We start from the raw sequence: 21,737 nt of genomic DNA, 5'->3' as shown, positions 1-21,737 counted from the left end.
GGACGAAAAAAAGCCCGCTTGCGCGGGCTTTTTCTTTACGGTGTGCCTGGGCCTATATGCGTCCCATGAGAACCAGGATCACGACGATCAGCACGACCAGGCCGACACCGCCGCTGGGACCATAGCCCCAGGCCCGGCTGTATCCCCAGCTCGGCAGCGCGCCGATCAATATCAGGATCAGGACGATCAGCAGAATGAACGAGAGCGACATGTTTTCTCCAGGGCGTTGTTGTGACGAGCTTTCATGCTCCCCCCGACATGTCGCGCGGATCGCCGGAGAGCCGCCCCTTCGGTGGTCGGTGAACGTCCTACCCTGGCCGTCGGCGCGTTGCCGGCGCCTGCGCAGGCAGGAACAGCATCGCCACCGCCACCAGCAGGAAAACGAGGCCAATGCCTCCGGTGATGACGGCTCCGCCCCACAGCGAGAAGAAGCCGTTCAGCATGGCGTCCTGCGGGTTGCGCGGTTCGAAGAAGACTTCGACTTTCTCGCCGACGTCGTAGGCCGGCGGGTTGCTGCTGCTCGACGGCGTGAACTCGATGATCTCGCCGCCCGGCGCCTTGAAGCGCACCAGTGGCTTCCAGGTGCCCGAACTGTTGCTTTTGGAGCTTTCCACATGCAGCAGCTTCGTGACTTCGCCCTCCGTGCGGCTGGCCGACGCGATGAAGGCCGACGTATGCTGGTACAGCAGCAGGGCGATGCCGCACAGCAGCGCGCCGACCACGCTGAAAACGAGCCTGACGATGGCGACTGGGTGCTTCTTCATCGTCGTCGGTGCGCGGCTGCCGAAAGTGTCTTCAGGTCAGAGCCGCGCGAGCCGGTCCAGCGCGGCCAGCAGCGTCTCGTCCTTCTTGGCGAAGCAGAAGCGCACCACGCGCTGGTCGAAGCCGTCGCCATAGAAAGCCGACAGCGGGATCGCCGCCACGCCGATCTCGCGCGTGAGCCACAGGCAGAACTCGGCTTCGGACAGATCGCTCACCGCCGAGATGTCGACGCACTGGAAGTAGCTGCCTTCGCTGCGCAGCAGCTTGAAGCGAGTCTTCTCGGCCAGGCCCGCCGCGAACAGGTCGCGCTTGCGCTGGTAGAAGGCCGGCAGTTCGAGGTACGGCTTCGGCTCGCCCATGTACTGCGCGAGCGCATGCTGCATCGGCGTGTTCACGGTGAACACGTTGAACTGGTGCACCTTGCGGAACTCGGCCATCAGCGGGGCCGGCGCGGCCACGTAGCCGACCTTCCAGCCGGTGACGTGGTACGTCTTGCCGAAGCTGCTGACGATGAAGCTGCGCGCGGCCAGGCCAGGGAAGCGCGCCACGCTTTCGTGGCGGGCATCGTCGAACACCATGTGCTCGTAGACCTCGTCGCTGATCACGAACACGTCGGTCGGGGCGAGCAACTCTTCGAGCTGCCGCATCTCGGCTGCGGTCCAGACCGTGGCGCTCGGGTTGTGCGGCGTGTTGATGATGATGGCGCGCGTGCGCGGCGAGAGCGCTGCGGCGATCTTGTCGAAGTCGGGGCGGAAGGTGCCCGGCGTGAGCGGCACGCGCACCACGCAGCCGCCGGCCAGCTCGATGTTGGGCACGTAGCTGTCGTAGCAGGGTTCGAGCACGATCACTTCGTCGCCCGGGCGCACGATGGCGAGGATGGCGGTGATGATGGCCTGCGTGGCGCCGGCCGTCACGGTGATTTCCGCGGCCGCGCTGTAGCTGTAGCCGTACATCGCAGAGATCTTGTCGGCGATGGCGTCGCGCAGCGCCGGGATGCCGGGCATCGGCGGGTACTGGTTGTGGCCCGCGGCCATGGCGGCCGTGACGTCTTCGAGCAGCTTCGGATCGCAGTGGAAATCCGGAAAGCCCTGGCCGAGGTTGACGGCGTTCTTCTCGGCGGCCAGCGCCGACATCACGGTGAAGATGGTGGTGCCGACGGCTGGCAGCTTGGTGACGATTTCGGGCGTGCGTGGGGATTGAACTGTGCTCATAGCTCGTAGTCTTGTTGATGGCCGCTCAGGGCCTTGGCGATCAGGTTGCGGTCGAGGCGGTCGGACAGCAGTTCGGCGAACTTGAAGACGAAGTTGCGCAGATAGGCGCTGCGCTTGAACGCGACTCGCGCAATATTCTGGCCGAACACATGGCCCATCGGGCGCACCACGAGGTCGGCGTTCGACTCGTCGCGCACGGCCATTTCGGCCACGATGCCCACGCCCAGCCCGAGGCGCACGTAGGTCTTGATCACGTCGGAGTCGATGGCTTCGAGCGCGATGCGCGGCGTGAGCTTTTTCTGCGCGAACGCATGGTCGATGCGCGTGCGGCCGGTGAACGACGGGTGGTACGTGATGATCGGCTCGCTCGCCAGGTCTTCGAGCGAAATGCGCTCCTTGGCGGCCAGCGGATGGTCCTTGGGCAGCACCAGCACGTGCTGCCATTCGTAGCAGGGCAGGGTCACCAGTTCGGCGTAGCCGTCGAGCGATTCGGTGGCGATGCCGATCTCGGCGATTTCGTCGATCACCATGCGCGCCACCTGATCGGGCGAGCCCTGGTGCAGGCTCACGTTGACCTTGGGATAGGCCTCGCGCAGGTTGGCCACGGGCACGGGCAGCACGTAGCGCGCCTGCGTGTGGGTGGTGGCGATGGAGAGGGTGCCGCTGTCCTGCGCGCTGAACTGTTCGCCGATGCGCTTGAGATTGCCCACCTCGCGCATGATCAGCTCGATGCTGGCGATGACGTGCTGGCCCGGTTCGGTAACGCGTTTGAGCCGCTTGCCGTGGCGCGCGAAGATCTCGACGCCCAGTTCTTCCTCGAGCTCGATGATGGCCTTGGAGACACCGGGTTGCGAGGTGTGCAGCGCCTTGGCCGCCTCGGTGAGGTTCAGGTTGCGCCGCACGGCTTCCTGAACAAACTTGAACTGATGCAGATTCATATCAAATTCCGTCTTATTACGGAATTCATTATGCCTTCGGAATCTATCGAAATTGCCGGATGTTCACTATTTGACCGCAATTCTGGCCAGAAGATCGACCAGTTCAGGCTCTTCGCCCACGATGCGGGCGAGCGAGAAGCCAATGTCGGGCCAGCGCTGGCGCAATGCCTCGAGTTGGTGCGGCAGGTCTTCGCGGGCGTGCTTGCCCATGCCGAGGAAGAGCGGAACAACGCGGATGGCGGTGGCGCCGTTGGCAATCAGTGCCGCCACCGCCGTGGGCAGGTCGGGCGTTGCCAGTTCCATGTAGGCGCAGGCCACGCGGGCATCGGGCTCGTTTCTGCATACGCGTTCGGCCACGGCCTCGATGGGCTCGCGCCAGCGTTCGTCGCGCGAACCGTGCGCCAGTAAAACGATGCCCTGGGTCATCGTCGCAAGACCAGCCAGCTGAAGGCTGTCAACGACATCACCGAATAGATCATTCCCGGCGCCGCCGCGGTGAGCCATGGCGACCAGTTGCTGAGGTTGCCGAGGTAGCCGAACACGTTGTTCAGCAGGAAGAAGCTGATGCCGATCATCACGCCGCCGAACACGTAGGTGGTGATGCCGGCCTGGCGGAAGTGCAGGTAGGCGAAGGGCAGGGCGAGCACCACCATCACCAGGCACGAGAGCGGATAGAACACCTTGCGCCAGAACTCGATCTCGTAGCGCTGCGCGGTCTGTCCGTTGGCGTCGAGGTGGCGGATGTAGTCGAACAGGTCGATCGTGCTCATGCGGTCGGGGCGCAGGAGCGCGACCGAGACCATTTCGCTGGTCAGCGAGGTGGCCCAGTTCAGCTGGGGAAGCTTGGTCGTGGCAATGCGGGCCTGGTCGGCCGAGCCGCGCGTGTCGTACTTCTGCTCTTCCACGTCGGTGAGCATCCAGTGCCCGTCGCCGATGCGGGCCGAGCCTGCGGTGATCTGGGTGCTGATGTAGCCGTTGTCGTCGAATTCGAAGATGCGCGGGCTCTTCAGCGCGCCCTTGCGGTCGATGGACAGCACGTTCACCGCGTACGAGACGTTGCCCCGTTTTTCCTTGAGCCAGGCGCCCGTGTTGCCGGCCAGCGAATAGATACCCTGGTACTTGGCCTTGAGCAGTTGGCCCGTGCGCTCGGAAGCCGGCGCGACATAGTCGCCGATGGCGAAGGTCAGCACGACGAAGCCGATGCCCAGCAACAGCAGGGTGCGCAGCGCGCGCCAGGGACCCAGGCCGCTGGTGCGCAGAATGGTGTATTCGGAGCTCTGCGCCAGCCGGGCCATGACGAAGATGGAGCCGATCAGCACCGTGATCGGCAGCAGCTCGTAGAGGTGGCTCGGCACCAGCAGCATCACGTAGCCCAGCGCCTGCGCGGGCCCGTAGTTGAGGCTGTCCGGCTTGCCGATGGATTGCAGCTCGTCGACGAAGTCGAAGAAGAAAAAGAGGCTCAGGAAGCCGAGCGTCACGAACGCAACGGCCTTCAGCACCTCCACGTAGATCAGGCGTCGTATCGTTTTCACGTAGGTTCGATCTTGGGTGTGGGCAGCACGGCGGCGGACGGGCTTTGTTTTGTTCGTCGGCCCCAGTTGTTCTGGCGAACGCCGAGCCATGCCAGGTTGATCAGCAGCACGCCACCGTGCAACAGCAGCATGAAGCTGCCCATGCTGTACTTGCCCGAACTGATCCAGCTTTGGCCCAGGTTGAGCATGTTGTAGTAGACGACGAACGCGAACAGCGCGAGCAGCAGGTTGCCGCTTCGGCCGACGCGCGGGTTGGCGCTCGACACGTTCAGCGCCAGCAGCACGAAGTTGATGGCTGTCAGCAGCATGCCGATGCGCCAGGCCAGTTCGCCGCGGCTGGGGGTGCTGGCGTCGGGCAACAGGGACAGCGTGCTGCGCGCGCGCGGCGGTGTCGTGTCGTTGACCAGGCCGTTGTTGCCGCCTGCCCGGGTGCCGTATGTCTTGAACTCGCTGATCTTCAGGCCGGTGTTGGCCATGGGCTGTTCGAGCCGCTGGCCGCTGTTGAGCAGCAGGTAGCGCGAATCGCCGATGTTCTCGATGCTGCCGCTGCGCGCCGAGGTGGTGATCTGCATGTTGCGCTCGATCGACCAGATGAAGACGTTGGTGGCCTTGGAGTTGTCCGGCGTCTCCTTGTCGATGAAGAACACGCGCACCCGGCCCGCGGATTCGCGGAATTCACCCGGCGCCACGCGCTCGATGTCGCTGCGCTGCTCGTACTGCTTGCGCATGCCGATGGTCTGCGAGTTGGCCCACGGCCAGCCCACCAGCGCCATCACCGCGATCAGGATCAGCACCGGCCAGGCGAAGCGGAACAGCGGCTTGATGAAGTCGGTCAGGCCGCGCCCGCTGGAAAACCAGATCACCATTTCGCTGTCGCGGTACATGCGCGACAGGGTGCCGACGATGGCGATGAACAGGCTCAGGCTCAGGATGGTCGGCATGTAGCCGAGCACCGTGTAGGCCATCACCAGGAACACCTCCTGCGGGTTCACACTGCCCTTGGACGCGAGCCCGAGGGTACGGATGAGCATCATGGTCATCACGATGGTGACCAGTACCACGAGGGTCGCTCCGAAGCTGCGGGACAGCTCCTTGCGTAGGGAAGAATGGAATAACATCGTTCGAGGAAAAAAAGGATTATGGACTTTCAACTCAAGACCCTCACCGTCGCCCAGGCCGCAGCCGAGAAATCCGATGTCCTGATCGTGCTCGTCGGCAGCGCTCCTCTTACCTCCAAAGACCCGTTGTCGGTGCTTGCCGCCAGTGCCCGCAAGGCCGGCGACCTGCCCGACAAGGCCGGCAAGCTGCTGGGGCTTTACCGTCCGGAAGACGTCGTGGCGTCCCGCGTGGTGCTCGCCGCCATCGGCGACGGCAAGCCCGCCTCGGTGCGCAGCGGCGTGGTTGCGGCAGTCAATTCGGCCAAAGCCCAGGCCCCCAAGCGCGTGGCCGTGGTGTTTGCGCAGCCCGCCGATGGCGCTGCGGTGGCCAGCGCCGTCACGGCGGCGGCTGACGCCAGCTATGTCTACACCACCACCAAGTCGAAGGCCGAACCCCGCAGCATCCGCCATCTGACCGTCGGCGTGGCCGATGCAGCAGCCGTCACCGGCGCCTTCGACGCCGCCCGCGCCACCGTCCAGGGCATCGAACTGGCCAAGGAATGGGGCAACCGGCCCGCCAACCACGCTACGCCCACGCTGCTGGCCGAGGCCGCCAAGGGACTGGCCAAGCTGCCGAACATCAAGTGCGAAGTGCTGGGGCCGAAGGAAGTCGAGAAGCTCGGTATGGGCTCTTTCGCCGCGGTGGCGCAGGGCTCGGCGGAGCCGCTGCGCTTCATCGTGCTGCGCTACCACGGGGCGCCCAAGGACCAGGCGCCCGTGGTGCTGGTCGGCAAGGGCATCACCTTCGACACCGGCGGCGTCTCCCTCAAGCCTGCGGCCGAAATGGACGAGATGAAGTTCGACATGTGCGGCGCGGCCAGCGTGCTCGGCACCTTCCGCGCGCTCGGCGACATCCAGCCTGCCATCAACGTCGTCGGGCTGATTCCCTCGTGCGAGAACATGAACGACGGCCGCGCGGTGAAGCCCGGCGACGTGGTGACCAGCATGAGCGGCCAGACCATCGAGGTGCTCAACACCGACGCAGAAGGCCGACTGATCCTGTGCGACGCGCTGACCTATGCCAAGCGCTTCGAGCCGGCGGCCGTGATCGACATCGCGACGCTGACCGGCGCCTGCGTGGTGGCTCTGGGCGGCGTGCGCAGCGGCCTGTTCTCCACCAACGAAGCATTGGCCGCGGCGCTCGAAGCCGCCGGCGAGACCTCGCAAGACCGCTGCTGGCGCCTGCCGCTCGACGACGACTATGCAGAAGGCCTCAAGAGCAACTTTGCCGACGTGGCCAACATCGCCGGCCGCGCGGGTGGCGCCATCACTGCCGCCAAGTTCCTGCAGCGCTTCGCGGGCGACTTCGCCTGGGCGCATCTGGACATCGCTGGCACTGCGTGGAAGAGCGGGGCGGCCAAGGGTTCGACCGGGCGGCCGGTGGGCTTGCTGGTGTCGTACCTGACGAGTCGCGCGGCCAGCGGCGACGCCAAGACTGGCAAGGCCAAGAAAACCAAGCCCCCCGGAGCTCCGGCCAAAAAGGCTCGGTTCACGAAGTGACGGAAATCGGCTTTCACTACAACGCGCGCGACAAGCTGAACTACGCCTGCCGGCTGGTTCGCAAGGCCGTGAACACGCGCGGCCTGCGCGTGGTGGTCGTGGGCGATGCGCAGGCGCTCGACGCCGTGGACGCCGCGCTTTGGCAGTTGTCGCCGGTGGACTTCGTCGCGCACTGCCGAGGCGATGCGCCGGCCCACGTGGTCGCGCGTTCGCCTGTCGTGCTGTCGGAGCAGGGCGCTGATGCGGCCTCGCTGCCGCACCGCGAAATGCTGGTGAATCTGGGCCTCGAAGTGCCTGCGGGCTTCGAGCGCTATGAACGCATGATCGACATCGTGAGCGACGAGGCCGACGACCGCCAGGTCGGCCGTTCGCGCTGGCGCCACTATGCCGATCGTGGCTACACCATCCAGCCGCACGACTTCGCAAAGAGTCCCTGACATGGCCAGCACACTGCGCACGCCGCCCCGGTTCGTTCCCACGCTGACCACGGTGCTCGAGATCCCGGAGGAGCCCGCGATCCCCGAGCCGCAGGCCGCGCCGGCGCCGCAGCCCGACCCGGCGAGCGCCATGGCACTGCCGCCGGCCGCGCAGCTTTCGCAGGCGGAAATTGTCAGCCTCGAAGAGCAGTTGCTGCACCGCGTTCTGCAGCGCGTCGACCTGTCTCTGGAAGAGCGTTTGAGCGACACCGTGTCAGCTGCCGTTCAGCATCAACTCGATGCGATGGTGCCGCGTTTGCGCAATGAAATCGAAGCCGTTTTGCGTGCGCTGGTGATCGAGGCCATGGCCGCCGAACTCAGCGAAAACACAGGGTCTACGCCAGCTTCCGGAGCCTGAATCCTCGGCTAAACTGCGCCGCAGGTCGGAAGGGCGTGAGGGTGCCGCTGGTCCGCGGCGCGAAACTTGCGAGGTCAGCGCGCCCGGATCACACGACCGGTTTTTTATTCTTTTCATCCAAGTTCTGGAGGTTCTCATGCAATTGAAATGGACTGCGGTCGCACTGGCTGCAATCACGCTCGTGGCTTGCGGCAAGAAGGAAGAAGCTGCTGCTCCCGCTGCAGCGCCCGCGCCAACGGCTGCGGCCCCGGCTGCACCTGCACCCGCACCTGCCGGAGAAACCCTGGTCGTCAAGATCGGTCACGTTGGACCTACCAGCGGTGCCATCGCCCACCTCGGCAAGGACAACGAGTTCGGCGCCAGGATGGCCATCGAAGACCTGAATGCAAAGGGCCTCAAGATCGGCGACAAGGTTGCCAAGTTCGAACTGATCGCCGAAGACGACGCAGGCGATCCGAAGCAGGGCACGGCCGTGGCCCAGAAGCTCGTGGACGAAAAGGTCAACGGCGTGGTCGGTCACCTGAACTCGGGCACCACCATCCCCGCCTCGAAGCTCTACAGCGACGCCGGCATTCCGCAGATCTCGCCTTCGGCCACCAACCCGAAGTACACGCGTCAAGGCTTCAAGACCACGTTCCGCGTGGTGGCTGACGACACGCAACTCGGCGGCACGCTGGGCAAGTACGCAGTCGAAACGCTCAAGGGCAAGAACATTGCCGTGATCGACGACCGTACCGCTTACGGCCAGGGCGTTGCCGAAGAGTTCGAGAAGTCGGCCAAGGCCGCTGGCGCCACCATCGTGGGCCACGAGTTCACCACCGACAAGTCGACCGACTTCAACGCCATCCTGACCAAGCTGAAGGCCTCCAAGCCCGACGTGCTGTTCTTCGGCGGCATGGACGCCGTTGGCGGCCCGATGCTCAAGCAGGTCAAGCAGCTCGGCCTGAACGTCAAGTTCATGGGCGGCGACGGCCTGTGCACCAGCGAACTGCCGAAGCTGGCTGGCGATGCCATTGGCGAAGAGATGGTGGTGTGCGCCGAAGCCGGCGGCGTGGACGGCGACTTCAAGCAGCCGCTGGAAGACTTCAAGGCCAAGTTCAAGACCAAGAACGGCGTCGAAGTGCAGATCTATGCACCGTACGTGTACGACGCGGTCAACGTGCTGGCCGAAGCCATGGTGAAGGCCGGTTCGTCCGACCCCGCCAAGTACCTGCCTGAAGTCGGCAAGGTGCAATACAAGGGCGTGACCGGCCCGATCGCCTTCGACGAAAAGGGCGACATCAAGAATGGTGCCCTGACGCTGTACACCTACAAGGGTGGTGCACGCACGCAGATCGCCGTGGTGCGCTGATTCGTTTCGGCAAACCTGCGGTTGTCCGCAAAAGAGAAAAGGGCCTTCGGGCCCTTTTTTCATGGCCGCTTCGAAGGCAGCTTATTCAGAGTTCAGAGCGGTGCAAGACCCGATGGGCGGTTGGCATTGCAGTACTCGATGAAGGCATCGAGGTCGCGTGACTTGTCGAACACTGCGTCGGCGCCGAGTGCCGTGCAACGCGCCCGGATGTCCGCCGTCACGTAGTTGCTGAGCACCACCACCCGCTGGCTGGGCTTGCGGGTCTTGCAGCCGCCCAGCACGCCGAGGCCGGAGCCTTCCTTCAGGAACAGGTCGACGATCAGGAGCTGCCAGTCGTCGGGATGCGCCGCGAGCCATGCAAGGGCGTCCGTCTCGGTTTCGGCGAAGCCGACCACGCGGCCATTGACCAAATCCTCGAGTGCCGGGACCAGGTTATCCCTGATGGTCTTGTTGTCCTCGACGAGGAACGTGATGAGGGCCATGCCGTGGTTTCGCTTTGAGAACCAATAGCGTAGCGTGACTAACGCTGCTGCAGCGTAGGAGAAGGGATACGGACGGCGTATCGCGCGCCGGTCAGTCGGAGCTTTCGGCGCGGATCTTTGCCTTGAGCTTCTCGGCCAGCGCCTGGCTTTCGTCGCGCTCCGCCGTGACCTCGAGACGCTTCTCGATTTCCTCGCTCAGCGCGGCATTGACCTCGGCCAGCTTCTCGGCGGACTTGGCCAGCTTTTCCTCCAGCTGGCTCGTGTGCTCGATGGCCTGCGCCACCTCGCCTACCTGCACTTCCTCGGGCAGTTCCTGTTCGAGCACCGTGTTCACCACGGCGAGGTTGTCCGATGCCCGCTGCACGTCGGCGGCCACCTGCTCGCTCTTTTCGAGGGTGCGGTCCAGCGCTGTCTTGCCACGCGGCGGGTTTTTCGGTTGTCCGGCCATCGAGGTTCCTTTGCGGGCTTGAAATGAAAACCTTTGGATCGTACTGCCAGAAGAAAGTGTCCGAGTTCGGGAGTCAAGTTGTTGCAAAGCAACGCACTGCCTTTCAAATCCGGCTGGGCCAGACGACAAAAAAGCCCAAGTGCTTGTGGCAACTTGGGCTTCTTGCTTTGTCTGTTGTCCGTGAACGGTTACGAACAATCAATCTCTGGCGGAGCAGGCGGGATTCGAACCCGCGGAGGGCTATTAACCCTCACACGCTTTCCAGGCGTGCGACTTAAACCGCTCATCCACCGCTCCTGAGCCCACGATTGTAGCAGTCAGTTCAGGTCGGATTCGACGGCTTGCCTGCCTGGACCATGCGCATGGCCGACGCGATGAGCGCAGCGGTCTCGCTCATGTTGCTCGGCACGATCAGCGTGGTCTTGGAGTCGGCCGCGACCTTGCCGTAGGCGTCGACGGCGCGCTCGGCCACCTTCAGCTGCACGGCCTGTTCGCCGCCGGGCTGGCGGATGGCTGCTGCCACGCGTTCGATGGCGTCGGCCGTCGCGGTGGCGACCGCGGTAATGGCGGCGGCTTCACCCTGGGCGTTGTTGATCTGCGCCTGCTTTTCGCCCTCGGAGCGGGCGATGAAGGCCTCGCGTTCGCCAGTGGCGATGTTGATCTGCTCTTGACGGCGGCCTTCAGAGGCCGCGATCAGCGCGCGCTTGCCGCGCTCGGCGGTGATCTGCGCCTGCATGGCCAGCAGGATTTCCTTCGGCGGCGTCAGGTCCTTGATTTCATAGCGCAGCACCTTCACGCCCCAGTTGAGCGCGGCCTCGTCGATGGCGGCGACCACCTGGGCGTTGATGACGTCGCGTTCCTCGAAGGTCTTGTCGAGTTCCAGCTTGCCGATCACGCTGCGCAGCGAGGTCTGTGCGAGTTGCGTCACGGCCACGATGTAGTTCGACGAGCCGTAGCTTGCGCGCATCGGATCGGTCACCTGGAAGTACAGGATGCCGTCGACCTGCAGCTGCGTGTTGTCGCGCGTGATGCAGATCTGGCTCGGCACGTCGAGCGGGATTTCCTTCAGGCTGTGCTTGTAGGCCACCCGGTCGATGAACGGGATCAGGAAGTTGGGGCCGGGCGTCATGGTGCCGTGGTACTTGCCCAGGCGCTCGCGCACCCAGGCGTTCTGCTGCGGCACGAACTTCACCGACTGGCTGATGAAGATGATCGCGATGACCAGGATGATGAGAGGGACCGAAAATTCCATGGTGCGCTTCCTTTTCTGAGTTCTACGTACTGACTAAACCTTGTCGACGACCAGCCGGCTGCCGATGACCTCGACCACGCGGTGCTCGCCGGTCGATGGCGTGCGGCCCGCGCGCTGGACCACCGTCCATTGCGCGCCCCGGTAGCGCACGGTCGCCGTGCCGTCGGCATTCCAGGCATCGACGTGAACGGTCTCGCCGATGTCGAGGTTCACGTCGCGGTTGGTTCCGGTGGGCGGGGCAGGTGGGCGCTTGCGCTGGATCGAGTACCAGGTCAGCACGGCGCCCACGCCGATGACCGAGGCCACGATCAGCTGGGTAACGGTGCCGAAGCCCAGGTGCGCCGCGATCGCCGCGGCCGCGAAGCCGGCCGCCAGCAGCAGCAGATAGACGGTGCCCGAGAGCAACTCGACCACGATGGCTACCCCCGCAATCAGCCACCAGACGGTGGAATTCGCCATGTCGACTCCTCTTTTCCTTATTCGATGCGCGCCATTCTGATGCATCTGCCCCAAGCGCTTGCCCTGCGTAGGGGTACTGCGCTCTAACCGGCGAAAGGGGCCCTGCCGGACAGGCCCGAATGGCTTGCACGAGCCTGACCAGATTCGTCATCCGAATTCCGTACACTTCGCGCCTCGCCTTATTGCCTGTCTGTCAGCCTGTCCGGAGCCCTGCTCATGAAATTCCGCTTTCCCATCGTCATCATCGACGAGGACTTCCGCTCCGAAAACACCTCGGGCCTCGGCATTCGCGCGCTCGCGCAGGCCTTCGAAAGCGAGGGCTTCGAGGTGCTGGGCGTCACGAGCTACGGCGACCTGAGCCAGTTCGCCCAGCAGCAAAGCCGCGCCAGCGCGTTCATCCTGTCGATCGATGACGAGGAGTTCACGGTTGGCCCCGACCTCGACCCGGCCGTGCTGAACCTGCGCAACTTCATCGGTGAAGTGCGGCGCAAGAACGCCGACGTGCCGATCTACATCTACGGCGAAACGAAGACTTCGCGCCACATCCCGAACGACATCTTGCGCGAGCTGCACGGCTTCATCCACATGTTCGAGGACACCCCCGAATTCGTGGCACGCCACATCATCCGCGAGGCCAAGAGCTACCTCGAGGGCGTGCAGCCGCCGTTCTTCAAGGCGTTGATCGACTACGCGGAAGACGGCTCCTATTCGTGGCACTGCCCGGGCCACTCGGGTGGCGTGGCGTTCCTGAAGAGCCCGGTGGGCCAGATGTTCCACCAGTTCTTCGGCGAGAACATGCTGCGCGCCGACGTCTGCAACGCGGTGGAAGAACTGGGCCAGTTGCTCGACCACACCGGCCCGGTGGCTGCCAGCGAGCGCAATGCGGCGCGCATCTTCAACGCCGACCACTGCTTCTTCGTGACCAACGGCACCAGCACCAGCAACAAGATGGTGTGGCACCACACGGTGGCGCCGGACGACGTGGTGGTGGTCGACCGCAACTGCCACAAGTCGATCCTGCACGCGATCATCATGACCGGCGCGATTCCGGTGTTCATGAAGCCCACGCGCAACCACTTCGGCATCATCGGCCCGATCCCGAAAAGCGAGTTCGAGCAGAGCGCCATCAAGGCCAAGATCAAGGCCAACCCGCTGCTGGCCGACGTGGACCCCGACAAGGTCAAGCCGCGCGTGATGACGCTCACGCAGTCGACCTACGACGGCGTGATCTACAACACCGAGACCATCAAGAACATGCTCGACGGCTACGTCGACACGCTGCACTTCGACGAGGCATGGCTGCCGCACGCGGCCTTCCATCCGTTCTATGGCGCCTATCACGCAATGGGCAAGCGCCGCGTTCGTCCCAAGGAATCGCTGGTGTTCGCCACGCAGTCGACGCACAAGCTGCTGGCCGGCATCAGCCAAGCCAGCCACGTGCTGGTGCAGGATTCGCAGAATCGCCAGCTCGACCGCGACCTCTTCAACGAGGCCTACCTGATGCACTCGTCGACCAGCCCGCAGTACGCGATCATCGCGAGCTGCGACGTGGCCGCCGCCATGATGGAGCCGCCCGGCGGCACCGCGCTGGTGGAAGAAAGCATCCTCGAAGCGCTCGACTTCCGCCGCGCCATGCGCAAGGTCGAGGCTGAGTTCGGCAAGGACGAGTGGTGGTTCAAGGTCTGGGGCCCCGAGAAGCTCGTCGAAGAGGGCATCGGCCGCGCTGACGACTGGATCATGCAGGGCGAGAAGAACGGCAAGCCCAAGAACAAGAAGTCGCCGCGCAACTGGCACGGCTTCGGCGAGCTGGCCGACGGCTTCAACATGCTCGACCCGATCAAGTCGACCATCGTCACGCCGGGCCTCGACCTCGAAGGCAACTTCGCTGAAACCGGCATTCCGGCCAGCGTGGTGACCAAGTTCCTCGCCGAGCACGGCGTGATCGTGGAGAAGACTGGGCTCTATAGCTTCTTCATCATGTTCACCATCGGCATCACCAAGGGCCGCTGGAACACGCTGCTCACGGCGCTGCAGCAGTTCAAGGACGACTACGCGCGCAACCAGCCGATGTGGCGCATCCTGCCCGAGTTCTGCCAGCAGCACCCGGGCTACGAACGCCTCGGCCTGCGAGACCTGTGCCAGCACATCCACCAGCTGTACGCACGCTACGACGTGGCCCGCCTCACGACCGAGATGTACCTGAGCGACCTGACGCCGGCCATGAAGCCCAGTGACGCCTTCGCCCACATCGCGCACCGCAAGACCGAGCGCGTGGAAATCGACGAGCTCGAAGGCCGCATCACCACCAGCCTCATCACGCCTTACCCGCCGGGCATTCCGCTGCTGATTCCGGGCGAGGTGTTCAACAAGAAGATCGTCGACTACCTCAAGTTCTCGCGCGAGTTCAACACGCAGTGCCCGGGCTTCGAGACCGACATCCACGGTCTGGTGGCGCGCGTCGACGAGACGGGCAAGAAGCGCTACTACGCGGACTGTGTCAGGGAAGTGAAGTAAGCCAAGCCGGCCGGCCGATGGGCCGGCCTAGCCTTCGCGCACCCGCATGAAGCGCGCAAAGCGGGGCAGGCCCTTGACGGTGGTGCCGTTGTAGCGGTAGGTCACCCAGCTGCCGATGGCGGGTGGGTTCTCACGTTCGGCGTCGGTCAGTCCAGTGCCGAGCTTGAAGCGCTTGCCGTCGGCCGTCTCGACCACCAGCGCGCCGAGCCGGCCACTGTGCTTGCCCTTGCCGGGCACGTGCTCGATCACGCGGGCTTCGGCGTCTTCGTAGGGCTTGACCTTCAGCAGATCGCTGTTGCGCTCACCGCGGTATTGGGAGCTGCCGCGGTGGAGCATCAGGCCTTCGCCGCCCATCTTTACTGTCTTGTCGAGCAGCGCCTGCAAGGCGGCGTGCGTGGTCGCGCGTTCCTGCGGAACCGCGACGACCCATGGTGCGTCGGTAATTGGCAGCAGCTTGCGCAGCACGGCGAGGCGCGTCGTGAAGTCGCCGCCCTGCGCGGGCAGGTCGAACACCATGAAGTGCATTTCGCGCCAGGCGATGTCGTTGGGCGTCTGGCTACGCACCGTGGAGACGGCGCGCGCGAACTGGCCGCGTCCCACCCACAGTTCGCCGTCGAGGGGTTGCTTCGGCAGCGGTGCGGTGAACCATGCCGGCGCCACGATCCGTTCGCCGCCGCGTGTCCAGAGCTGCTTGCCGTCCCAGTAGCCGCGTACGCCGTCGTACTTCTCGCTGACCCAGTAGTCGTGCAGCGACATGCCGGGGCGGTAGACCTCGGCCAGCATCAGCGAGGGCGCCGCCTCGCGCGCGAACGCGGCGGGGGTGGCGATCACGCTGAAAGCGGCAAGCAGGAGAGAGCGTCGATTCAGCACGATGCTATGAAATGAATAGCGAAACACGGCCATCATGTGGCCGTGTCAGGGCTCAAGGGCAGGATTACTCGGCCATCCCGCCGACGACGTTGCTGAAGCCGCCGTCCACGTAAGTGATCTCGGCGGTCACGCCGCTGGCCAAGTCACTCAGAAGGAAGGCAGCCACGTTGCCGACTTCCTCGATGGTCACGTTGCGGCGGATCGGCGAGGCGTCGGCCACGGCCGCCAGCATCTTGCCGAAGCCCTTGATGCCGCTGGCGGCCAGCGTCTTGATCGGGCCCGCACTGATGCCGTTGACGCGCATGCCCTTCGGCCCGAGCGAGGCGGCGGTGTAGCGCACCGAGGCTTCGAGCGAGGCCTTGGCCAGGCCCATGGTGTTGTAGTTGGGCAGTGCGCGTTCGGCGCCCAGGTAGGTCAGCGTGAGCAGGGCTGCCTTGTCGTTGAGGTAGGGCAGGGCCGACTTGGCCATGGCCGGAAAACTGTATGCGCTGATGTCGTGCGCGATCTTGAAGCCTTCGCGCGAGAGCCCGTCGAGGAAGTCGCCCGCAATGGACTCGCGCGGTGCAAAGCCGATGCTGTGCACGAAGCCGTCGAACTTCGGCCAGGTCTGCGAGAGGTCGGCGAAGAGCTTGTCGATCTGCGCGTCGTCGCCCACGTCGCAATCGAAAATCAGCTTCGAGCCAAAGTCTGCGGCATATTCGGTGATACGGTCCTTGAATCGCTCGCCGACATAGCTGAAGGCGAGCTCCGCGCCCTGTTCATGACAGGCCTTGGCAATGCCATAAGCAATGGAGCGATTGCTCAACACACCGGTGATCAACAGTTTTTTGCCGGAAAGAAAGCCCATGAAGTTGCCTCGTGAAAATCTTGGGCAGAATTCTCGCATGCGAGGTTGGCTGCTTCTGATGTTGGCTCTCTTGGCGCTTCCCTCGTGGGCAGCGCATGGTCTGGGCATGGGCTACGAGCCGAAGTACCCGGCGTCGTTCAAGAATTTCGACTACGTGAATCCCGACGCTCCCAAGGGCGGCGAGCTGATCCTCTCGGCAAGCGGAACCTTCGACAAGCTCAACCCGTTCACGCTGCGGGGCGTGCCGCCGCAGGGCATGGGCTACAGCGCCAATGGCTTCGTGTTCTCCGAGTACGGCCTGATCTTCGATTCGCTGATGACGCCGAGCGAAGACGAGCCCTTCTCCAACTACGGCATGCTGGCCGAAGACGTGCAGCTTGCCGCCGACCGGCTGAGCGTCACTTTCCGCCTGAACCCGAAGGCGAAGTTTTCCGACGGCTCCCCGGTACTTGCGAAGGACGTGAAGTACTCCTACGACACCCTGATGAGCAAGCAGGCCGGGCCTACCTTTCGCTCCTACTGGGTCGACATCAAGGACGCCGTGGTGGTTGGGGAGCGCACGATTCGCTTCGACTTCAAGCGCCAGAACTCCGAGCTGCACATGATCATCGGCCAGTTGCCGGTGTTCTCCAGCGCCTGGGGCAAGGGCAAGCCCTTCGACCAGATCGTGAGCGAGCCGCCGATAGCCAGTGGACCGTACGTCGTGGACAAGGTCGACTTCGGCAAGTACATCTCGTACCGCCGGCGGCCGGACTACTGGGCTGCCGATCTTCCGGTGCGCAAGGGGATGTTCAATTTCGGCGAGGTGTCGTACCAGTACTTCAAGGACGCACTCGGAGAGGAAGAGTCGCTCAAGGCCGGTTCGCTCGATGCGATGGAAGAGCGCTCGATCATCGCCTGGGTGCGCCGGTACAAAGGCCGGCGCTTCGATTCCGGCGAGCTGATCAAGGAGGAGATTTCGCACCGCCGCTTCACCGGTATGCAAGGCCTCGCACCCAATCTCCGGCAGCCGCGTTTCCAGGACGTGCGCGTGCGTCAGGCATTGGCGCTGGCCTTCGATTTCGACTGGCTCAACCAGCATCTCTTCTACGGGCGCAGAGCCCGCACGACGAGCTACTTCCAGAACAGCGACGACCTCATGGCACAGCCCGAGATCAGCCCCGAGGAGCAGGTGCTGATCGACCACCTCAAGAACAAGCAGCGATACATCGACAACACGAAGGGCGAACTGCCGCGCCCCGCCAGCAGCGGAGACACCGCCGAGGGCCTGCGGCGCAACCTGGTTCGCGCGCAGGAACTGCTGAAAGAAGCAGGCTGGACCTACAAGAATGGCGCCTTGCGTGACAAGGACGGCACGCCTTTCGTCATCAATTTCGACATCGGGGACCGCAGCTCGGGCGTGGTGCTGGCACCTTACGCGCGCAATCTCGCCAAGCTGGGAATCGCGCTGGACTATCGCTTGCGCGACCCGAGCCTGATAAAGAAGAAACAGGACGAGCTCGACTTCGACATGGTCATCAATATCGCGGGTGGTTCGTCGAGTCCGGGCAATGAGCTGTACGACGATTTCGGTTCGAAATCGGCCAATGAAAAGGGGAGCCAGAACCTCAGCGGCATCAGCGATCCGGTGATCGACGAGATTCTCGAAGTGATCGTCAACAGCCCGGACCGCAAGTCGCTCGCAGCAGGCGCGCGCCTGCTGGACCGTTACTTGCTCCACCAGAACTACGTGATCCCGATGTACTACGGCAGGCAATATTTCGTTGCCCACAAGCGCAAGCTGCGCCGCCCCGAAGCGCCATTGCCGCAACGTCTTCTCGCCGGCTCGGCGATGCTGACGACGTGGTGGATCGACCCGGCGACGAAGTAGACGACAGACACAGACAGACCGCATGGCCGCCTACCTGCTCCGACGCCTTCTGCTGATCATTCCCACGCTGTTCGGGGTGCTGCTGATCAATTTCGCCATCGTTCAATTCGTTCCGGGCGGCCCGGCCGAGCAGTTGCTGTCGCAGCTGACCAACAAGGAGAACCGCATCTCGGGCGGCCCGACGGGGCGCACCCTCGACGCCAAGCAGGTGGCGGAAATCAAGGCCCTCTACGGCTTCGACAAGCCGGCGCCCGAGCGCTTCTGGCAAATGCTCAAGCAGTTTGCGCGCTTCGACCTGGGCAAGAGCTTCTTCCAGAGCAAGGACGTGTGGCAGCTCATCAAGGAGAAGCTGCCAGTTTCGATCAGCCTGGGGCTCTGGACCTTCTTCATCAGCTACCTGATAGCGGTGCCGCTCGGCGTTGCGAAAGCGGTTCGCGCCGGTTCGCGCTTCGATTTCTTCACCACGCTGCTGGTGCTCATCGGCTACGCCATTCCGGGTTTCGTGCTGGGCGTGGCGCTGCTTGTGATCTTTGGCGGCCAGCTTCAGTGGTTTCCGCTGCGCGGGCTGACCTCGCCGAACTGGGAGTCGTTGAGCTGGGGCGCGCGCATCGTCGACTACCTGTGGCACATCACCTTGCCGGTGACGGCCATGGTGCTCGGCAGTTTCGCGATCACCGCGATGCTCACCAAGAACTCGTTCCTTGAAGAGATCCGCAAGCAGTACGTGCTGACGGCGCGCGCCAAGGGATTGGCCGAGCGCCAGGTGCTCTGGAAGCACGTGTTCCGCAACGCGCTGATTCCGATCATCACGGGCTTCCCGACCGCCTTTATCGGCGCCTTCTTCTCGGGCGCGCTGCTGATCGAGACGTTGTTCTCGCTCGACGGGATGGGCTTACTCAGCTACGAAAGCGTCTTGCGGCGCGACTACCCGGTGTTTCTGGGCACGCTTTATCTGTTCACGCTGATCGGGCTGGTGACCAAGCTCATTTCCGATCTTTGCTATGTCTGGGTCGATCCGAGGGTGAAGTTTGACTAAAGCACCAGTCGTGTCTGTGAGCCCGGGCCGCCGTGCCTGGCGCCGTTTCCGCCGCAATCCGCTGGGATTCTGGAGCCTGTTGATCTTCTCGGCGCTGGTGGTGCTGAGCCTTTTCGCCGATGTGCTGTCGACCGACAAGCCGTTAGTGGTGCGCTACGAAGGCAAGACCTATTTCCCAGTGCTGCGGGACTATTCCGAGAAGACCTTCGGCGGCGATTTCGAGACTCCGGCCGACTACCTCGATCCATTCATCGAGCAGCGAATCACCCAGGGCGGCAACTGGGCGATCTACGCGCCGAACCGCTATGGCCCGGCCACGCTCAACTATTTCTCGAAGCCTCCGAACCCTGCAGCCCCTTCGAGCGAGAACCTGCTCGGCACGGATGAACGTGGCCGCGACCTGCTGGCCCAGCTGATCTACGGCTTTCGCGTGAGCGTGCTGTTCGCGCTGGCGCTCACGGTGATCGGGGTGGTGCTTGGCATCGCGACCGGCGCGGTGCAAGGGTTCTTCGGCGGAAAGATCGACTTGACCTTCCAGCGGCTGATCGAGATCTGGGGGGCGATGCCCGAGCTGTACCTGCTGATCATCTTCAGCGCGATCTTCACGCCCAGTGTGACGCTGCTGCTGATCCTGCTGAGCCTGTTCGGCTGGATGGGGTTGTCGGACTATGTGCGCGCCGAGTTCCTGCGCAACCGGCAGATGGACTACGTGCGTGCTGCGCGCGCGCTCGGCGTGGGCAATCTGCAGATCATGTGGCGCCACATCTTGCCCAACAGCATGGTGCCGGTCGTCACCTTCCTGCCATTCCGCATGAGCGCTGCCATTCTGGCGCTGACCTCGCTCGACTTTCTCGGCCTCGGCGTGCCGCCTGGCACGCCGTCGCTCGGCGAACTGCTGAGCCAGGGCAAGGGCAATATCGACGCCTGGTGGATCTCGCTGTCCACTTTCGTCGTGCTGGTCGTCACGCTGATGCTGCTGACTTTCATGGGCGACGCGTTGCGCGATGCGCTCGATCCGCGCAAGGCCGACAAATGATGAGCGACGCACAACCCAACCAGCCCCTGCTCGACGTGAAGGGCCTGCGCGTTGCGTTCAGCGGCAAGGAGGTCGTGCACGGCATCGACTTCCAGATGGCCGCTGGCGAAAAGCTCGCGCTTGTCGGCGAGTCGGGTTCGGGCAAGACGGTCACGGCGCTGTCGCTGCTGCGGCTGGTGCAGAACGCTGATCTGTCCGGCACGGCCCAGCTTTTTAGCGGCGAGCGCTCGCAGGGCGCACGCGACCTGCTGTCGATTCCTGAGCGCGAACTGCGCGGCATCCGCGGCAAGGAGATCGCAATGATCTTCCAGGAGCCGATGACCGCGCTGAATGCGCTCTACAGCGTCGGCGACCAGATCGCCGAGGTGCTCGAGCTGCACGAAGGGCTCTCGGCCCGCGCTGCGCAGGCGGCCGCCATCCAGTTGCTGGCCGACACCGGCATTCCTGAGCCAGCGCGGCGGGCGAGGGCGTTTCCGCACCAGCTCTCGGGCGGCCAGCGCCAGCGCGCGATGATCGCGATGGCGCTGGCCTGCAAGCCGCGCCTGCTGTTGGCCGACGAGCCGACTACCGCGCTCGACGTGACCGTGCGGGCGCAGATCCTTGAGTTGCTGGCCGACCTGCAGCGCAAGTACGGCATGGCCGTGCTGCTCATCACGCATGACCTGAACCTCGTGCGGCGTTTTGCCGATCGCGTGGTGGTCATGGAGAACGGCTATGTCGTCGAGCATGGCGCGGTGGCGCCTGTGTTCGACGCCCCGCAGCATCCCTACACGCGCAAGCTGATCGACAGCCATCCTGAGCGCAACGTGGCGGCAGTCGCTGCGCGTGCCGATGCCGCGCCGGTGATCGAGGCCAAGGCCCTGCGCGTGATCTATCCCGTGCCGAGGCCGGGCTTCGCCGGCTGGTTCCGCAAGGGCGAGTTCGTGGCGGTGCAGGGGGCGGATTTCCGCATCGTGCCGGGCGAGACGCTGGGTGTGGTCGGTGAGTCGGGTTCGGGCAAGTCGACGCTGGCGCTGGCGGCGCTGGGGTTGCTGAAGCATCAGGGCGCGCTGACGGTTGCGGGCAAGGGGTGGGCGGTCGACCGCGCCTCCGATCTTGGTCTGCGACGCGTGATGCAGGTGGTGTTTCAGGACCCGTTCTCGTCGCTGTCGCCGCGCATGACGGTGGAGCAGATCGTGGGCGAGGGGTTGCGCGTGCACGCGCCCGAACTCGACACCGCGGCGCGCCGTGCCCGTGCACTCACCGCGCTGGCCGATGTCGGGCTGACGGAGGCCCAGTTCCCCTCGCTGCTCGACCGCTATCCGCATGAGTTTTCGGGTGGCCAGCGGCAACGCCTGGCGATTGCCCGCGCGCTGATCGTCGACCCGCAGCTGCTGGTGCTCGACGAGCCCACCAGCGCGCTCGACGTGACGATCCAGAAGCAGGTGCTGAGCCTGTTGCAGCGCCTGCAGCGCGAGCGGGGGCTGAGCTATTTGCTGATCACACACGACGTAGAAGTGATCCGGGCGATGGCGCACCACGTCATCGTGATGAAGGACGGGGCCATTCTCGAAACCGGGTCGGTTGAGCGCGTGCTCGACGCGCCCGAGCACCCCTATACAAAGAAGCTGGTGGCCGCCGCGCTGCTGGAATAAACGG

The 21,737-nt window shown here is 64.2% G+C and carries 22 protein-coding genes and 1 tRNA gene; 9 read left to right on the top strand and 14 right to left on the bottom strand.

From position 1 onward, the window contains the following. Nucleotides 1-52 precede the first annotated feature (52 nt). The 7 genes from ACSFBF_RS04585 to lptF all read right to left on the bottom strand — a co-directional run bounded on the left by ACSFBF_RS04585 (nt 53) and on the right by lptF (nt 5,561). Complete coding sequence (locus ACSFBF_RS04585) at nt 53-211, bottom strand: DUF3309 family protein (protein WP_093054714.1); 159 nt, start codon at nt 209-211, stop codon at nt 53-55. Nucleotides 212-308: 97 nt separating this feature from the next. Further along, the gene (locus ACSFBF_RS04580) at nt 309-764 is read right to left on the bottom strand and encodes a DUF3592 domain-containing protein (protein ID WP_435465132.1); all 456 of its coding nucleotides are present in this window, start codon (nt 762-764) and stop codon (nt 309-311) included. 36 nt (nt 765-800) lie between these two features. Then, nucleotides 801-1,973 carry a pyridoxal phosphate-dependent aminotransferase gene (locus ACSFBF_RS04575; protein WP_435465131.1) on the bottom strand — a complete coding sequence of 391 codons (1,173 nt, stop codon included), beginning with the start codon at nt 1,971-1,973 and terminating at the stop codon, nt 801-803. Beyond that, the gene (locus ACSFBF_RS04570) at nt 1,970-2,911 is read right to left on the bottom strand and encodes a CysB family HTH-type transcriptional regulator (protein WP_007832298.1); all 942 of its coding nucleotides are present in this window, start codon (nt 2,909-2,911) and stop codon (nt 1,970-1,972) included. Before ACSFBF_RS04570 ends, ACSFBF_RS04575 begins: the two co-directional genes overlap by 4 nt. 66 nt (nt 2,912-2,977) lie before the next feature. Beyond that, nucleotides 2,978-3,337, bottom strand: coding sequence for a sirohydrochlorin chelatase (locus tag ACSFBF_RS04565; RefSeq protein WP_435465130.1), 360 nt, complete (start codon nt 3,335-3,337; stop codon nt 2,978-2,980). Next, nucleotides 3,334-4,443: an LPS export ABC transporter permease LptG gene (gene lptG / locus ACSFBF_RS04560; RefSeq protein WP_435465129.1), complete on the bottom strand. Its 1,110-nt coding sequence runs from the start codon at nt 4,441-4,443 to the stop codon at nt 3,334-3,336. Before lptG ends, ACSFBF_RS04565 begins: the two co-directional genes overlap by 4 nt. Continuing rightward, a complete protein-coding gene (gene lptF, locus ACSFBF_RS04555; RefSeq protein WP_435465128.1) occupies nt 4,440-5,561 on the bottom strand; it encodes an LPS export ABC transporter permease LptF in 1,122 nt (373 codons plus the stop codon). The genes lptG and lptF overlap by 4 nt, the downstream gene beginning before the upstream one ends. A gap of 21 nt (nt 5,562-5,582) precedes the next feature. Here lptF and ACSFBF_RS04550 point away from each other — a divergent pair, with 21 nt between their 5' ends. The 4 genes from ACSFBF_RS04550 to ACSFBF_RS04535 all read left to right on the top strand — a co-directional run bounded on the left by ACSFBF_RS04550 (nt 5,583) and on the right by ACSFBF_RS04535 (nt 9,285). Continuing rightward, complete coding sequence (locus ACSFBF_RS04550) at nt 5,583-7,100, top strand: leucyl aminopeptidase (protein WP_435465127.1); 1,518 nt, start codon at nt 5,583-5,585, stop codon at nt 7,098-7,100. Then, nucleotides 7,097-7,537 (top strand): DNA polymerase III subunit chi, encoded by a 441-nt coding sequence (locus ACSFBF_RS04545; RefSeq protein WP_435465126.1) that lies wholly within the window; start codon nt 7,097-7,099, stop codon nt 7,535-7,537. Before ACSFBF_RS04550 ends, ACSFBF_RS04545 begins: the two co-directional genes overlap by 4 nt. A 1-nt stretch (nt 7,538) precedes the next feature. Beyond that, the gene (locus tag ACSFBF_RS04540; protein WP_435461730.1) at nt 7,539-7,934 is read left to right on the top strand and encodes a hypothetical protein; all 396 of its coding nucleotides are present in this window, start codon (nt 7,539-7,541) and stop codon (nt 7,932-7,934) included. A 136-nt stretch (nt 7,935-8,070) separates the two neighbouring features. Further along, entirely contained in the window at nt 8,071-9,285 is a 1,215-nt protein-coding gene (locus ACSFBF_RS04535) for a branched-chain amino acid ABC transporter substrate-binding protein (protein WP_435465125.1), read from the top strand. A 92-nt stretch (nt 9,286-9,377) separates the two neighbouring features. Here the strand turns inward: ACSFBF_RS04535 and ACSFBF_RS04530 are convergent, their stop codons facing one another. The 5 genes from ACSFBF_RS04530 to ACSFBF_RS04510 form a co-directional block, all read right to left on the bottom strand. Continuing rightward, a complete protein-coding gene (locus ACSFBF_RS04530) occupies nt 9,378-9,767 on the bottom strand; it encodes a response regulator (protein WP_258355076.1) in 390 nt (129 codons plus the stop codon). A gap of 91 nt (nt 9,768-9,858) precedes the next feature. Further along, nucleotides 9,859-10,215 (bottom strand): hypothetical protein, encoded by a 357-nt coding sequence (locus ACSFBF_RS04525; RefSeq protein ID WP_435465124.1) that lies wholly within the window; start codon nt 10,213-10,215, stop codon nt 9,859-9,861. A gap of 206 nt (nt 10,216-10,421) precedes the next feature. Next, nucleotides 10,422-10,512, bottom strand: a tRNA-Ser gene (locus ACSFBF_RS04520). A gap of 25 nt (nt 10,513-10,537) precedes the next feature. After that, nucleotides 10,538-11,467 (bottom strand): SPFH domain-containing protein, encoded by a 930-nt coding sequence (locus ACSFBF_RS04515; protein WP_093054740.1) that lies wholly within the window; start codon nt 11,465-11,467, stop codon nt 10,538-10,540. A 33-nt stretch (nt 11,468-11,500) separates the two neighbouring features. Then, nucleotides 11,501-11,926 carry an NfeD family protein gene (locus ACSFBF_RS04510; protein WP_093054742.1) on the bottom strand — a complete coding sequence of 142 codons (426 nt, stop codon included), beginning with the start codon at nt 11,924-11,926 and terminating at the stop codon, nt 11,501-11,503. Between the two features lie 216 nt (nt 11,927-12,142). On the opposite strand from ACSFBF_RS04510, the gene ACSFBF_RS04505 reads away from it, so the two are divergent. Beyond that, nucleotides 12,143-14,440, top strand: coding sequence for an Orn/Lys/Arg family decarboxylase (locus ACSFBF_RS04505; protein WP_435465123.1), 2,298 nt, complete (start codon nt 12,143-12,145; stop codon nt 14,438-14,440). Between the two features lie 27 nt (nt 14,441-14,467). Here ACSFBF_RS04505 and ACSFBF_RS04500 read toward each other — a convergent pair whose 3' ends face one another. Both ACSFBF_RS04500 and fabI read right to left on the bottom strand, forming a co-directional pair. Further along, complete coding sequence (locus tag ACSFBF_RS04500; protein WP_435465122.1) at nt 14,468-15,310, bottom strand: DNA ligase; 843 nt, start codon at nt 15,308-15,310, stop codon at nt 14,468-14,470. Nucleotides 15,311-15,374: 64 nt separating this feature from the next. Beyond that, a complete protein-coding gene (gene fabI / locus ACSFBF_RS04495) occupies nt 15,375-16,157 on the bottom strand; it encodes an enoyl-ACP reductase FabI (protein ID WP_007832278.1) in 783 nt (260 codons plus the stop codon). A gap of 58 nt (nt 16,158-16,215) precedes the next feature. Here fabI and ACSFBF_RS04490 point away from each other — a divergent pair, with 58 nt between their 5' ends. Genes ACSFBF_RS04490 through ACSFBF_RS04475 form a run of 4 tightly spaced genes read left to right on the top strand, consistent with a single transcriptional unit; the run spans nt 16,216 to nt 21,733 of the window. Continuing rightward, on the top strand, nt 16,216-18,027 hold the full coding sequence (locus ACSFBF_RS04490) for an extracellular solute-binding protein (RefSeq protein WP_435465121.1): 1,812 nt from the start codon (nt 16,216-16,218) through the stop codon (nt 18,025-18,027). A gap of 22 nt (nt 18,028-18,049) precedes the next feature. Then, complete coding sequence (locus ACSFBF_RS04485) at nt 18,050-19,063, top strand: microcin C ABC transporter permease YejB (protein ID WP_435465120.1); 1,014 nt, start codon at nt 18,050-18,052, stop codon at nt 19,061-19,063. Then, nucleotides 19,056-20,099, top strand: coding sequence for an ABC transporter permease (locus ACSFBF_RS04480; RefSeq protein WP_435465119.1), 1,044 nt, complete (start codon nt 19,056-19,058; stop codon nt 20,097-20,099). Before ACSFBF_RS04485 ends, ACSFBF_RS04480 begins: the two co-directional genes overlap by 8 nt. Beyond that, the gene (locus ACSFBF_RS04475; RefSeq protein ID WP_435465118.1) at nt 20,096-21,733 is read left to right on the top strand and encodes an ABC transporter ATP-binding protein; all 1,638 of its coding nucleotides are present in this window, start codon (nt 20,096-20,098) and stop codon (nt 21,731-21,733) included. Before ACSFBF_RS04480 ends, ACSFBF_RS04475 begins: the two co-directional genes overlap by 4 nt. The last annotated feature ends 4 nt before the right edge of the window (nt 21,734-21,737 follow it).

This window comes from Variovorax nivicola (genome assembly GCF_051216475.1).
Classification (GTDB): domain Bacteria; phylum Pseudomonadota; class Gammaproteobacteria; order Burkholderiales; family Burkholderiaceae_C; genus Variovorax.
The sequence above is the reverse complement of the archived record's forward strand: the minus strand, read 5'-3'. Positions and strand labels throughout refer to the sequence as shown.

Excerpts from the sequence above, each read along its gene's own strand:
- ACSFBF_RS04585 (WP_093054714.1), bottom strand. The coding sequence starts at position 211 with ATGTCGCTCTCGTTCATTCTGCTGATCGTCCTGATCCTGATATTGATC.
- ACSFBF_RS04580 (WP_435465132.1), bottom strand. The coding sequence starts at position 764 with ATGAAGAAGCACCCAGTCGCCATCGTCAGGCTCGTTTTCAGCGTGGTC.
- ACSFBF_RS04575 (WP_435465131.1), bottom strand. The coding sequence starts at position 1,973 with ATGAGCACAGTTCAATCCCCACGCACGCCCGAAATCGTCACCAAGCTG.
- ACSFBF_RS04570 (WP_007832298.1), bottom strand. The coding sequence starts at position 2,911 with ATGAATCTGCATCAGTTCAAGTTTGTTCAGGAAGCCGTGCGGCGCAAC.
- ACSFBF_RS04565 (WP_435465130.1), bottom strand. The coding sequence starts at position 3,337 with ATGACCCAGGGCATCGTTTTACTGGCGCACGGTTCGCGCGACGAACGC.
- lptF (WP_435465128.1), bottom strand. The coding sequence starts at position 5,561 with ATGTTATTCCATTCTTCCCTACGCAAGGAGCTGTCCCGCAGCTTCGGA.
- ACSFBF_RS04550 (WP_435465127.1), top strand. The coding sequence starts at position 5,583 with ATGGACTTTCAACTCAAGACCCTCACCGTCGCCCAGGCCGCAGCCGAG.
- ACSFBF_RS04540 (WP_435461730.1), top strand. The coding sequence starts at position 7,539 with ATGGCCAGCACACTGCGCACGCCGCCCCGGTTCGTTCCCACGCTGACC.
- ACSFBF_RS04535 (WP_435465125.1), top strand. The coding sequence starts at position 8,071 with ATGCAATTGAAATGGACTGCGGTCGCACTGGCTGCAATCACGCTCGTG.
- ACSFBF_RS04530 (WP_258355076.1), bottom strand. The coding sequence starts at position 9,767 with ATGGCCCTCATCACGTTCCTCGTCGAGGACAACAAGACCATCAGGGAT.
- ACSFBF_RS04525 (WP_435465124.1), bottom strand. The coding sequence starts at position 10,215 with ATGGCCGGACAACCGAAAAACCCGCCGCGTGGCAAGACAGCGCTGGAC.
- ACSFBF_RS04515 (WP_093054740.1), bottom strand. The coding sequence starts at position 11,467 with ATGGAATTTTCGGTCCCTCTCATCATCCTGGTCATCGCGATCATCTTC.
- ACSFBF_RS04510 (WP_093054742.1), bottom strand. The coding sequence starts at position 11,926 with ATGGCGAATTCCACCGTCTGGTGGCTGATTGCGGGGGTAGCCATCGTG.
- ACSFBF_RS04505 (WP_435465123.1), top strand. The coding sequence starts at position 12,143 with ATGAAATTCCGCTTTCCCATCGTCATCATCGACGAGGACTTCCGCTCC.
- fabI (WP_007832278.1), bottom strand. The coding sequence starts at position 16,157 with ATGGGCTTTCTTTCCGGCAAAAAACTGTTGATCACCGGTGTGTTGAGC.
- ACSFBF_RS04490 (WP_435465121.1), top strand. The coding sequence starts at position 16,216 with ATGTTGGCTCTCTTGGCGCTTCCCTCGTGGGCAGCGCATGGTCTGGGC.
- ACSFBF_RS04485 (WP_435465120.1), top strand. The coding sequence starts at position 18,050 with ATGGCCGCCTACCTGCTCCGACGCCTTCTGCTGATCATTCCCACGCTG.
- ACSFBF_RS04475 (WP_435465118.1), top strand. The coding sequence starts at position 20,096 with ATGATGAGCGACGCACAACCCAACCAGCCCCTGCTCGACGTGAAGGGC.